Genomic DNA, 9,053 nt, shown 5'->3' with positions numbered 1-9,053 from the left:
GCCGAAGCCGCGCGCGTGCACGTCGTCGGCACCGTCGCCGCGCTCGCGCAGCCCTATCGCGGCGCGTTCACGCTCGCGCTGCGCGCGGTCCCGGTGTGCTTTCGGCTGGTGACCGGTCACCGCCTCGCCGGCGCGGCGCCCAGCGTCCTGCTGATCGGAGCAGACCGTCTCGAACGGGTGCCGCTCGTGGGCACGGTCGTTCGCGCGAGCGGCACGCTGGCCTGCTACGGCGGTCTGGACGGATCGCCGACACCCGCGCGAGGTCACGCTCTCGCGGCCCCGAACCACCCCGATCCCCGGGAGCGGACATGGATCGACGCCGCACGGTGATCGACTGCGCGTCCCTGGTGATCGGTTCGGGCGCCGGCGGCGCGGTGGCCGCGCGTGCGCTCGCGCTCGCCGGCGACGAACCGCTCGTGCTGGAAGAGGGCCCCGAGGTGTCCGACGCCGACCTCGCCGCACGCTCCCCGGCCGAGAACATGCGCCGGCTGTACCGCGACGCCGGTCTGTCCCCCATCCACGGCCGCCCCACGATCGCCTTCGGCGAGGGCCGCTGCGTCGGCGGCACCACCGTCGTCAACGGCGGCCTGCTGTGGCATCCACCGGCCGACCTGCTCGCCCGGTGGGCACGGGAGTTCGGCATCGACGGCTACGGAGCCGAACACCTCGCGCCGCACGCACGCGAGATCACCCGCCGCCTGTCGGTGCACACCCAGCTCGAACGCGCCCACGCCAACCAGGACTCGCGCCTGCTCGCGATGGGAGCCGACGCCCTGGGATGGCGCACGAACGGCGCCCGGCGCGCGATTCGCGGATGCCGACACAGCAACCGCTGCGCCACCGGATGCCCCACCGGAGCGAAGCAGAGCATGGCGCTGACCTACCTGCCCGACGCCCGGCGCGGCGGCGCCCGAATCCACCCCGACACCCGCGTCGTCCGCCTCGCGCACCACGCCGGCGTCGTCACCGAGGTGCGCGCCGTCGGCCCCGACGGCGAAGCCCTCAGCTACCGGCCCGAGATGGTCTTCCTCGCCGCCGGCGCGCTGGGCACGCCCGTGCTTTTGCAACGCAGCGGCATCCACGAACGCACGGCCGGCCGGCGCGTCGCGTTCCACGTCAACGTCCGCCTGCACGCGCGCTTTCCCGAACCCGTCCGGGCACGCGACGCGACCATCTTCACCACGCAACTGCGCGAGTTCGCCGACCTGGGCATCCTGGTCATGCCCACCAACCTCACCCCCGGCACCCTGGCCGCCGGCCTCGCCGGCCACCCGCCCCACGTCGTCGACGGCATGCTCGCCGACATCGACCACGTCGGCGCGTACACCGCACAGGTACGCATGTCGGGGCCCGTGCGGGTGCGCGCGCTGCCCGGCGGAGGCCGACTGCTGAGCCACCGCATCCGCGCGAGCGACCGCGAGCTGCTGCGCTTCGCGGTCGAGCGGGCCGCGCGCGTGCTGTTCGCCGCGGGCGCGGTGGAGGTGTACGCCCCCGAGCGACGGATACTGCGCCGTGCCGCACACGTGGACGCGTTCACGGCCCGAGCCGACCCGCGTCGATGGGACCTGGTGTCCGTGCACGCGATGGCCTCGTGTCCGATGGGCGACCCCGACCGCGGCGGCATGTGCGACGGGTACGGCCGACCGTACGGCTTTCGCAACCTCCACATCTGCGACGCCGCCGTGCTTCCCGGTGCGACCGGGGTGAGCCCGCAGGGCACGATCATGGCCTTCGCGCACGAGATCGTCGCCCGCCACGTCGCCTCGGCCCTGCCCGTCCGGTGCTGACTCAGGCACACACGCCCACTCCCGCCCACCCGACTGCCAGCCGGCGTTCCACGACGGAAGGAACCCGTTCACGTGTCGCTCACCGCTCCCGCACCCCTGCCCGGGGTGCTGCGCCCCGACCGCGACCTCGTGCGCTGCGACATCGCGATCATCGGATCCGGCATGGGCGGGGCGACCCTGGCCTACGCGCTGCGCGAGAGCGGCGCTCGCGTCGTGGTGATCGAGCGCGGTGATTTCCTGCCGCGCGAATACGAGAACTGGTCGCCTGACGCGGTGTTCACGCAAGGCCGCTACCGCAACGGCGAACAGTGGTACGACAGCGAACACCGCCCCTTTCGGCCCGGCGTGCACTATTACGTCGGCGGCAACACCAAGGTGTACGGGGCCACGTTGCCGCGTTTTCGCGAAAGCGACTTCGAGGCCGGCCAACTCCACGAGGGCGAGTCATCGGCCTGGCCGATCACCTACCGCGACCTCGAACCGCACTACGGGAGCGCCGAACGCCTGTACCGCGTGCACGGCACCCGAGGCCAGGACCCCACCGATCCGTGGCGTTCGAGCGACTACCCCTTCCCGGGCGTCGCGCACGAACCCGCCATCGCACACCTTGCCGACGCGCTGCGCACCCAGGGCCTGACACCGTTCGACATGCCGATCGGCATCGACCTGCGCCCCGGTGGCGCGTGCGTGCGCTGCGCGACGTGCGACGGCTTCCCGTGCCTGGTCGACGCCAAGAGCGACGCCGACGTGTGCGCGATTCGCCCGGCGCTCGCGAGCGGCAACGTCGAACTGCTCACGCGTACCACCGTCACCCGCCTGCGGACCGACGCGAGTGGCACCCGGATCACCGAGGCGCTCGGCACCCGCGACGGCCGGCCGCTGCGCGTGGTCGCGCACCGCTTCGTACTCGCCGCGGGCGCGGTCAACACGGCCGCCCTCCTGCTGCGTTCGGGCCCCGCGCCGGGGAAGGGCCTCGCCGACGGCTCCGGCCGCGTCGGGGCCCACTACATGGTGCACAACAGCACGTTCGCGGTGGCGGTGGACCCCAGGCGCCGCAACGACACCGTCTTCCAAAAGACGCTGGGGCTCAACGACTGGTACGCCGACTCCGGCGGCGCCTACGGCCCGCTGGGCAACGTGCAAACACTCGGCAAGCTCCAGGCGCCGATGGCCCGCGTGCTCGGCCGCGCGATTCCCCGGCCGATGCTCGCGCTCGTGGCCAAGCACAGCGTCGACCTGTACCTGACCAGCGAAGACCTGCCCACCACGGCGAACCGGGTGACCCTCGACACCGCGCAACGCGTCGTCGTGCACTGGTCGCCCAACAATCTCGCGCCGCACCGCGAACTCGTCCGGCGCGCCACCGACGCGATGCGCGGTGCCGGCTACCCGCTCGTGTTCACCCGGCGGATGGGGGTGGCGGTCAACTCCCACCAGTGCGGTACGGCGGTCATGGGCGAGGACCCGGCCACGAGCGTCGTGGACCCCTTCGGCAAGGCGCACGACGTGGCGAACCTGTGGATCGCGGACAGCGCGGTCTTCCCGTCCTCGGCCGCGGTCAACCCGGGCCTGACGATCGCCGCGAACGCCTTTCGCGTCGCGGCACACGGTCGACTGACCGCCTGAGCAGGGGAGTCGGTCAAGCGGGGGAGGGGGCGGGCCCGGGCGACCCGGCCAACAGGTCCCACGCGAGCAACCCCGCGCCCAGCGAACCCGACTCGTCCGCGAAGCGCGCCGGCAGCAATCGCGGCATCACCTGGAACGTCAGCCGCCGTTCGAGTTCCTCCCGCAACGGGCGCGACAGCGACGCGCCCGCGCGCCCGATCCCGCCACCGAGGACCACGGCGGACGGATCGAGCATCGACACCGACGCGGCCAAGGCGTCCGCGAGCGCGGCCACCATCTCGGCCCATACCCGGCCCGCGATCGGCTCGCCGGCGGCCGCGAGGCGGGCGACGCCCGCGGCGTCGACGCCGTGCGTGCGGTCGTCGGTGAGCTCGCCGTATCGCCGCGCCACGGCGGGGCCGCCGGCCACCGTGCTGACGCACCCGCGCTGCCCGCACCCGCACGACCGGCCGCCCGGACGCAACACCAGGTGCCCCATCTCGCCCGCTCGCCAGTGCGCTCCGACGAACGGACGGCCCCCGATCATCACGGCCGCCCCCACACCGGTACCGATCGGGACGAACAGGAACACGTCGTGCCCGACGCCCGCGCCCAACCGCGCCTCCGCGACACCGCCCGCCCGCACGTCGTGTCCCAGCGCCACCGGCAGCCCGAGCCGTTCGGCGAGCCGCTCGCGCAGCGGTACGTCGTGCCACCCGAAGGCCGCCGAGAACACGGCCACCCCGGCGGCCTCGTCCACCACGCCACACGAGGCGACGCCGACCGCGCGCACCACCGCGCCACGGCGGGTCGCCTCGGCCACCGACGCCGCCGCGTGGTCGAGGATGCCGGCCACGACCCCCTCCGGCCCCGCCGCGCGCTCGGGCCGGTGCCGACCGACGAATGCGTGGGTGCCATCGCGTTCGACGAATGCGGACTTGAAGGTGGTGCCGCCGAGATCGAGCCCGACCACGACTTCCGGGCTGTCGAGTGTGCGCATATTCGTGACTCCTGGTCGTACCCGCCCGCCGTCGTGACGTCGGTACGTACGACCCGATGTCACGATACAAGCCACCACACCGGGCGCCGCAGCGCGCGGCTCACTCCGCGGGGCGCAACCGCGCGGTGCTGAAGGGCACCGGAACCCGGTGGCTGACCAGGCCCGCGTGCACGGGATGGCCGTCCGGGTGCAGGAGCGAATACGCGTCGATGTCGGCGCGATAGAGCCGATTGGGTGACGTGCCGCGAAAGTCGCCCGGCGGGCGCGAGCGCTGCGCCCGCACGGCCGGATCGGGATAACGCCGCTCGTAGTACGTCGCGCAACCGTGCGCCGTTTCCTCACCGTCGAGCATCCGCGCCGTTCCGCTGCCGAACAGGGCCTGGTCCGCGCCGACCGCGCCGAGGTCGTAGACCAACACCGACACGGTGGGGTTCTCCTCGATGTTGCGCGAGTGCCGGGAGTCGATCGCCGACATCCAGTAGAACGCGTCCTGGTGATCCCACGCGTGCGCGAGTGGCGTCATCCACGACGCGCCGTCGCGCGATGCCGTGCCCAGCGTCAGGTAGCGAACGGACCGCAGCACGCCCGCCGCGATGTCACACAGATCCTCATCGGACAACGACACTCGCGCCTCCGTGGACGAAAGGGGAAACGGGACGAAAGACCTCGTCCGCCGCTCGATCCTTCGCCACTTTAATGACGCGCCGATATTCTCAGAAGCCCCTTTGTCACTCGATAATCGGAATGCCGCTTCCGCTTGTGTTTCGTCCCGACTGCTCGATTGCTCGACTGCTGCCCGATCGCTCGGCCGCTCGGCGCCGATCGAGGTGGTGGGGAGCGTTTACGGCGGCGGCGGGGTTGCCGAGGCGCACCGGATCCCGCTCGGGGTCCCACCGGGGCGCCGTGCCCGCCGCATCGTTCGTTCGGCGACGATAACGGCTATGCCCGTAGATCGGTCGGTTTCTCCCGGTCCGAGAACTCCCCCAACCGTTCCGGCGCGGCGAACGACGCCAGCTCCTCCGGCGTCCGCGGCAGCGCGGAATCCGCCGTCGACAGCCCGTGTGAGCGCAACACCGCCGCGGCCGCGTGGCCCCACGTCGGCCGCAGACTCGCCGCCGCCAACAACGCCGTGTCCGAGAGCACCGAGGCGGCGGCCCCCGTGTGCAGCCGCCCGCCCGCCAGGACCGCCGCGTCGTCCGCCCACCGCAAGGCCAAGTCCACGTCGTGGGTGGCCATCACCACGGTCGTCCCCGCCGCGCGCAGTTCGGCGAGGGTGACCAACAACGCCTCCTGGCCGGCCGGGTCGAGGCCCGCCGTCGGCTCGTCCAGGACCAGGACCTCCGGCCGCATCGCGATCGCCCCCGCGATCGCGACCCGCTTGCGTTGCCCGAACGACAACAGGTGCACCGGGCGTTCGGCCAGATCCGTGATGCCCAGCGCAGCCAACGCCGTCGCCACCCGAGCGCGCACCTCGTCCGGCGGGAGCCCGAGATTGAGCGGTCCGAAGGACACGTCCTGCACCACCGACGCCGAGAACAGTTGGTCGTCGGGATCCTGCACGACCAGCTGTACCGCCCGCCGCAACGCGGTAAGTCCCTTGCGGTCGTGGCGGATCGGCACGCCCGCCAGCTCGACCGTCCCCGAGTCGGGGACCAGGCCACCGGTCAGCAGCCGCAACAGGGTGGTCTTTCCGCTCCCGTTCGGCCCGAGCAGCGCCAACGCCCGCCCGGCGGGGATCGCCAGGGTCAGGCCGCTCAACACCACCGGCCCGTCCTCGTACGCGTAGCCGACCTCTCGTACCTGCAACGGAATCACGGCAACACCGACACCAAGAGAAGGGTGGCGGCGACGACCGCCGCCACGACGGACAGGGAACCCAGCACGAACGCCCGCGAGATGCGTACGTCGTCCACGAGTACGCGCAGCCGCCCGTCGTAACCGCGGCCCGCGAGCCCCGCCTCCAACCGCTGCGCCCGCGCGAACGCCTGTACGAACACCGCCGACCCGAGCCCGGCCACCGAGCGCCAGCGCGCCCGCCTGGTCCGATGCCCGAGCCGACCGGCCTGGGCCGCGTTGATCCGGACCGTCGTGTCGTAGAGCACGAACAGCATCCGATACATCACCGCCGCGACGTCCACGACGGCCGCCGGAATGCCCACCCGGGTCAGCCTGGGCAGCACGTCCGACAGTGGCGTGGTGAACGCGAACAGCAGCATGGCCAGGCCGGCCGCGCTCGTGCGGGCCAGCAACTCGCCCGCATGGCGCGGGCCTTCGTCGGCCCAGTGCACGCCGGCGCCGCCGACGGACACCAGCAGTGCGACCGCACCGGTCACGGCGAAGCCCAACGGTGCGCGGGCCGCGCGCCACAGCCGCCGGCCCGGTACGCGCGCCGGCCCGAGGGCGATCACCAGGACGGTGACCGCGACCACGACCGCGCCGGGCCACGGTGGCAGTGCCACCGCGCACCCGAGCAGTCCGAAAGAGAGCACGGCCTTGTCGGCCGGATGGCGGCGCCGCCACGAACTGGCGTGCGCCGCCGCGTCGATCGGCAACACGGGGTCAGCGACCCACGACCGAAACCGAGCTGTCGGGCCCGTTCGAACCCGATGGATCGGGCCCGGGGGGAACGGATGCGTCAGTGCCGTTCGAAACCGATGCCCTCGACCCGTTCGGGCCCGACCCCTCGGTCTCGTCGGGGCTGTCCGCGGCCTCCGGTGCCAGTCGCCTGCGGGTGCGCTTGACGCCGAACATGTAACCGACCACACCGGCCCCGAGCGCGGCCTGCAAGGCGAACAGCCCCGACTCGATCTCGCCGGACGGCGGTTCGTACAACGGGCTGAACCACGGCTTGTAGTCCGGATCGTTCTCGGTGATTGCGGTCTCCGCCTGGGTGTCCGCGCCGGCGAACGGCTCGTCCTTGTGATCGCCCATCCCGAACACGACGGGCAGCACCGCGAGCAGGACCACGACCAGCACGAGCAAGAGGTTGATCTTCGTACTGCGCTTCACTTGCCCTTCACCTCCTCGCGCACGCCGCCGTCCTTGGTGGTGGTGGTGCCGGCGCCGAGAACGCCGAGCCGGATCAGGTCGCCGCGACTGGACTGTCGCAGCAACCGCACCACGAGTACCGTCAGCAGCCCCTCGCTGATCGCCAGCGGGATCTGGGTGAGCGAGAAGATGCCGCCGAACTTGGCGAGTGCGCCCAGGAAACCGCTGTCCGGGTCGGGGAAGGCCAGCGCGAGTTGCACGCTGGTGACGCAGTAGGTGCTCAGGTCCGCGACGAACGCCCCCGCGAACACGGCCACGTCCAGCGGCATCGTGCCGCCGCGTCCGTCGAGCAGTCTGCGGGTGAGTCGATACGCGCCGTAGCCGGCCCACGGGCCCACGATGGCCATGGAGAACGCGTTGGCGCCGAGCGTGGTGAGCCCGCCGTGCGCGAGCAACAGGGCCTGGAACAACAGCGTGATCGTGCCGAGCACGGCCATGATCGGCGGTCGGAACAGGATGGCGCCGAGCCCGGTGCCGGTGGGATGCGAGCAACTACCGGTGACGGACGGGATCTTGAGTGCGGACAAGACGAACGAAAACGCCCCGGACGCTCCGAGCAGAAGGGTGTTCTCCGGGTGTTCGCGGACTTCGCGGGTGAGCGCGCGGGCCCCGTATATGACGAACGGGGCAGACGCGACGCCCCAGGCGGCGGCGTGTTCCCAGGGCAGATAGCCCTCGGCGATATGCATGAGGAAGGGTCCCTCTCCAACACCTCGTGGACGGACGATCGCCGTGGCCGGTCTCCTGGCTGACGGGTCGTACGTTCACGCCTCCGCCTTCCCGGTGCCGCAGACAAAGCGGTACCAGTGGCTTGCCTGCGGACGACGATTCAACGTTTCCGCAGGAGTGGAGGAGAACTCCCCGATCACAGTGGCGAGGGCCGCGCCGGCATCGAACCGGCTTCCCGAGCACCACGGCGAGCCGACACTAGTGGTCGGATGGACCTGTCGACAAGGTGGCAATTGCCGGGCGAAATCGCACGGTGCGCCCACGCACGCCTCGCTCGCCTCACGACCTCGGCCGAACCTCGTCGGCGCCCGGGCGTGCGCTCAGACCAGACCCGGGCCTCGGCCGCGCACCACCAACGTGCCGGCCAGCCGGTCGCCGAGCCGTTGCCGGCGTTCGCTCGTGAGTATCGCGATCAGACCGATGGCGCCGAGCGCGAGCGCGTCGACGAACAACAAAAGCCAGCGAACACCCAGTTGACGCCGCGATGCCCGGCCGCCGGAGAGGTCGACCACGCGGATGCCGAGCACCTGCATGCCCCACGTGCGCCCGTCGTGCCCGGCGGGCCGCAGAACCCAGTACCAAAGCAGGATCGCGAGCGCGACACACCCCACGCCCGCCGTGATGGTCGTGGACAGCGGACCGCTGCGGATCGAGCCGTCGGCGTGCGTGGGCAACAACACGAACAGGAGCATCGCCGCACCGGCCAGGCACATGGATGCGACGGCGTCGACCGCGAACTGGGCGATCCGGCGGGCGACCACGGACGTATCGCCGACGCCGTCGGTCGCGGGCAGCCACAGTCGAGCCACGATCGGGCGCGCGGACCGGCCGAGCTGCCGAGGAAGGCTCCGTTCGTACATGCCTTCCTACTTTCCGCAACCGGG

The 9,053-nt window shown here is 72.0% G+C and carries 10 protein-coding genes and 1 riboswitch; of the genes, 3 read left to right on the top strand and 7 right to left on the bottom strand.

Annotated features, from left to right (window positions below; genetic code table 11):
• From GT354_RS29365 to GT354_RS29355, 3 genes are all read left to right on the top strand, one after another.
• Positions 1-330: hypothetical protein (locus GT354_RS29365; protein WP_161359389.1), on the top strand; the 330-nt coding region annotated here is incomplete at its 5' end.
• Positions 309-1,787, top strand: a complete 1,479-nt coding sequence (locus tag GT354_RS29360) for a GMC family oxidoreductase N-terminal domain-containing protein (protein WP_161359388.1) — start codon at positions 309-311, stop codon at positions 1,785-1,787. The genes GT354_RS29365 and GT354_RS29360, both read left to right, overlap by 22 nt.
• A gap of 72 nt (positions 1,788-1,859) precedes the next feature.
• Complete coding sequence (locus tag GT354_RS29355; protein WP_346012230.1) at positions 1,860-3,413, top strand: GMC family oxidoreductase; 1,554 nt, start codon at positions 1,860-1,862, stop codon at positions 3,411-3,413.
• Positions 3,414-3,426: 13 nt separating this feature from the next.
• Here the strand turns inward: GT354_RS29355 and GT354_RS29350 are convergent, their stop codons facing one another.
• The 7 genes from GT354_RS29350 to GT354_RS29320 all read right to left on the bottom strand — a co-directional run bounded on the left by GT354_RS29350 (position 3,427) and on the right by GT354_RS29320 (position 9,029).
• Complete coding sequence (locus GT354_RS29350; RefSeq protein ID WP_161359387.1) at positions 3,427-4,392, bottom strand: ROK family protein; 966 nt, start codon at positions 4,390-4,392, stop codon at positions 3,427-3,429.
• A 100-nt stretch (positions 4,393-4,492) separates the two neighbouring features.
• Positions 4,493-5,017 (bottom strand): pyridoxamine 5'-phosphate oxidase family protein, encoded by a 525-nt coding sequence (locus GT354_RS29345; RefSeq protein ID WP_161359386.1) that lies wholly within the window; start codon positions 5,015-5,017, stop codon positions 4,493-4,495.
• A gap of 314 nt (positions 5,018-5,331) precedes the next feature.
• Positions 5,332-6,207 (bottom strand): ATP-binding cassette domain-containing protein, encoded by an 876-nt coding sequence (locus GT354_RS29340; RefSeq protein WP_161359385.1) that lies wholly within the window; start codon positions 6,205-6,207, stop codon positions 5,332-5,334.
• Positions 6,204-6,947 carry a cobalt ECF transporter T component CbiQ gene (gene cbiQ / locus GT354_RS29335; RefSeq protein WP_161359384.1) on the bottom strand — a complete coding sequence of 248 codons (744 nt, stop codon included), beginning with the start codon at positions 6,945-6,947 and terminating at the stop codon, positions 6,204-6,206. Before cbiQ ends, GT354_RS29340 begins: the two co-directional genes overlap by 4 nt.
• Positions 6,948-6,951: 4 nt before the next feature.
• Positions 6,952-7,401, bottom strand: a complete 450-nt coding sequence (locus GT354_RS29330; RefSeq protein ID WP_346012229.1) for an energy-coupling factor ABC transporter substrate-binding protein — start codon at positions 7,399-7,401, stop codon at positions 6,952-6,954.
• Positions 7,398-8,129, bottom strand: a complete 732-nt coding sequence (locus GT354_RS29325; RefSeq protein WP_161359383.1) for an energy-coupling factor ABC transporter permease — start codon at positions 8,127-8,129, stop codon at positions 7,398-7,400. The genes GT354_RS29330 and GT354_RS29325 overlap by 4 nt, the downstream gene beginning before the upstream one ends.
• Positions 8,130-8,156: 27 nt before the next feature.
• Positions 8,157-8,371: riboswitch (cobalamin riboswitch) on the bottom strand.
• A 118-nt stretch (positions 8,372-8,489) separates the two neighbouring features.
• Positions 8,490-9,029, bottom strand: coding sequence for an RDD family protein (locus tag GT354_RS29320; protein ID WP_161359382.1), 540 nt, complete (start codon positions 9,027-9,029; stop codon positions 8,490-8,492).
• Positions 9,030-9,053: the final 24 nt, after the last annotated feature.

Origin of the sequence: Streptomyces sp. SID3343 (assembly GCF_009865215.1) — a bacterium.
Taxonomy (GTDB): domain Bacteria; phylum Actinomycetota; class Actinomycetes; order Streptomycetales; family Streptomycetaceae; genus Embleya.
This window is presented reverse-complemented; position numbering and strand designations above follow the sequence as displayed.